This window comes from Pseudovibrio axinellae (assembly GCF_900110875.1).
In the GTDB taxonomy this organism is placed as follows: domain Bacteria; phylum Pseudomonadota; class Alphaproteobacteria; order Rhizobiales; family Stappiaceae; genus Pseudovibrio; species Pseudovibrio axinellae.
Genome location: NZ_FOFM01000063.1, coordinates 1 through 3,294 on the forward strand (window position 1 = coordinate 1; position 3,294 = coordinate 3,294).

Below are 3,294 nucleotides of genomic sequence, written 5' to 3' on the forward strand. Positions count from 1 at the left end.
CCGGTTCGACCGAATTTGGCTATTCCAAAACGCTTGTTAAAGAAAACAAGGACGGGCTATCGACTGCTTATAACAACCGCCACACTTTAGCAGCGCAGACAGACTGGGAGCTTTCGCTAGATCTTTTAGAGGGCAGTTGCCCGAATTGTAAAAGAATTTCTCTTGTGGTTGCGTGGTTTGGTGATGATTTGCGCGCCGAACATTGCACCATTGCCCCGCGTGTTGAAGCACTGAAAACAACCAGCCCTATTGAATGGCGCGTTGCGGGCTTGTCGCGTGGTCAGGCGCGGCTTGTCTCTTATGTGGATGGTAAGCCCGCTTATGGCGGAACGCCTTCTGACAGCGTTATTGTTGAAGCTATACAGGACCTGAAAGCACGCGGGTTTGAGGTGATGCTCTACCCGTTTATTATGATGGATATTCCAGAAGGTAACGCCCTGCCTGACCCTTACGGCGGCGCAGAGCAACAGCGCTATCCATGGCGCGGCCGGATCACTTGCCACCCTGCACCGGGGCAGCCCGGCACCCCAGATAAAACGCTGATTGGAGGCTATCAGGTCGTTTATTTTATGGGGTTTGCTGATCCCTTAGATTTTGGATGGGACGGTGAAAGTGTAACCTATAGCGGGGACGATGAGTGGCGCTATTCACGTTTTATTTTGCACCTTGCCAAGCTTGCGCAGGTTGCCGGGGGCGTTGACGCTTTTATGATCGGCACGGAAATGCCCGGCCTTTCGAGCGTGCGTACCACTGGTAATTTCTTTATGTTTGCGAGCTTAATGGCATTCTTGGCGGGTCAAGTTCGAAGTATGCTTGGCGCTGATACAAAGATTAGTTATGCGGCGGATTGGTCCGAATATCACAGCTACCGGCCCAATGATGGCAGTGGCGATGTGCTGTTTCATCTTGATTTGTTATGGGCTGATGAGAACATTGATTTTATCGGGATTGATAACTATTTGCCGTTGTCTGACTGGCGTGATGGGCAAGGCCATGCGGATCACGCCCCCGGCGCACAATCCATTCATGATGTGAACTATCTCAAAAGCGGTATCGAGGGCGGGGAATACTTTGATTATTATTATGCCAGCGCTGCAGATCGTGAAAGCCAGATACGTTCGCCAATTGAAGACCTTGGACACGGTGAAGACTGGATTTTCAGGCAAAAGGATTTGCGCGGCTGGTGGGAGAGTGCCCACCATAACCGGCCGGGCGGTATCCGTTCAAATGATGCAAGCGAATGGCAACCCAAGAGCAAGCCTATCTGGTTTACAGAGTATGGCTGCCCGGCAATCGATAAGGGCACCAATCAGCCCAACGTGTTTTATGACCCTAAATCTTCTGAAAGTGAGGTGCCTTATTTTTCCTCTGGTGTGCGTGATGACCTGATACAGCGGCGTTACCTACGCGCAACGCAAGAATATTGGGCGCAAGAGGCTGGCAATAATCCCATTAGCCCGGTTTATGGCGGCCCTATGGTGGACCCTGTGAACATGTATGCATGGGCGTGGGATGTGCGCCCGTTCCCCTCCTATCCCATTGAAAGCGATACATGGGCAGATTGGGGAAATTTCACGACCGGGCATTGGTTATCTGGTCGCCTGGGCGGCGTGTCTGCTGACGGGCTTGCGCGCCTGTTAATGCAACGCTGCGGACTGGTTGAGGGTGAAGATTTTGATTGCGCCGGGGCTGATGGTGTTGGCGATGGGTTTTTAATCTCCTCTGTTACCAGTGCACGCAGCGTGCTTGAAACCCTTGGTGCTGCTTTCTTTTTTGATGCAGTGGAATCAGGAGGGCGGGTTGAATTTCGTTCGCGCCGTTCGCTTTATCCGCTCAAACAGATCAACGCGCAAAGCATGATTGATCAGGGCAAGGATAAAGAACGCGTTGCAATCGTGCGGGCACAGGAAACCGAATTACCCGCTGTGGTGCGTGTGACCGGCTATGACAGCTCAAACGATTTTAACACTGTTACAGCACAAGCGTTGATAGGCGCGGCTTCTTCTGAGCGGGTTGTTATTACGGATCTGCCTTTAGTGACCAATTATGAGCGCCTGCAGGGGATTAGTGAAGGGTTGCTGCAGGAAGCCTGGGCAAGCCGTGAGCGCTTTACCTTTACGCTTGCCCCTACTGAATTGCAGATTGAAGCAGGTGACCTTTTGGAGCTGGAACTTTCCGGGGGCACGTATAGCGCACGTGTAACCGGCGTGAAAGACGGGGAAGCGCGGGCCGTGGAAGCGGCGCTTTATGATGCACCAGTGTATGAGGGCACGCAGGGCGCACAGCGGGCTTTTGTCTCACAAGGGGAATACCTGCAGGTTGCGCCCCTTGCGGTGTTTATTGACGGGCCGCTTTTGCGTGATCAAGACACGCCATGGCAAGGCTATCTAACCGGCTATCAATTGCCGTTTTCGCCGGGCATGGCGTTCTTATCCAGCCCAATCACAAGCGGCTATGAACTGCGTGCGGCCATTGACCAGACAGGTATATTAGGCGAGCTGGTTGCAGACCTTCCAGCCGGGCCGCTGTATCGCTGGGATATGGGCAACCTGATAAAGGTGAAGCTATACAGCGGCGAACTGGCGTCTCTTGAAGATAGCCTTGTTTTTGCCGGGGGCAATGCGTTGCTGATTGAAGGGATAAACGGGGAATGGGAGGTGGTGCAGTTTGCACAAGCTGACCTTGTAGGAGCGCGCAGCTATTCTTTGAGCAAGATTTTGCGCGGGCAACGGGGCAGTGAGCTTGCAATGGGGGCAGCTACAGGCGCGCGCGTGGTCGTGCTGGATGGCGGCATAGTTCAAAACGGGCTATCGCGTTCTGAGCTGGGGTTGCCTCTCAACTGGCAGGCAGGCCGAGCCGGGGCTGGTGTTGGGTCGCAAGACTATACAAGTTACCTGCAAACCTTCACCGGCAAGGGAGAGCGCCCGCTTTCCCCGGTGCACTTATCCTCCACCCGTGCGGGGGATGATAGTATTTTAATAGGCTGGGTTCGGCGCACACGAACCGGAGGCGATAGCTGGGAAGCTGAGCAAGTGCCCCTTGGAGAAGAGGCAGAACACTATGAAATTGAGATCCGGGACGGGGAGGCCGTTAAACGGGTTTTGTCTTCTACCAGCCAATCGATAACCTACAGCGCTGCAATGCAGGTTGAGGACTTTGGCGCGCTTGCAAGCAGCTTTGAAATTCAGGTGTTCCAACTATCTGCAGCCTATGGGCGGGGCGTTCCATCACTGTTCTTTTTTGATGACAATTAGGAAGCGGTAATATGAGCAATACAGCACATTTAAACTTGCC

1 protein-coding gene is annotated in these 3,294 nt (G+C 53.4%); it reads left to right on the top strand.

The window, feature by feature from the left end:
- Nucleotides 1-3,254: baseplate multidomain protein megatron (locus BMZ51_RS23385; RefSeq protein WP_074882412.1), on the top strand; the 3,254-nt coding region annotated here is incomplete at its 5' end.
- Nucleotides 3,255-3,294 lie beyond the last annotated feature (40 nt).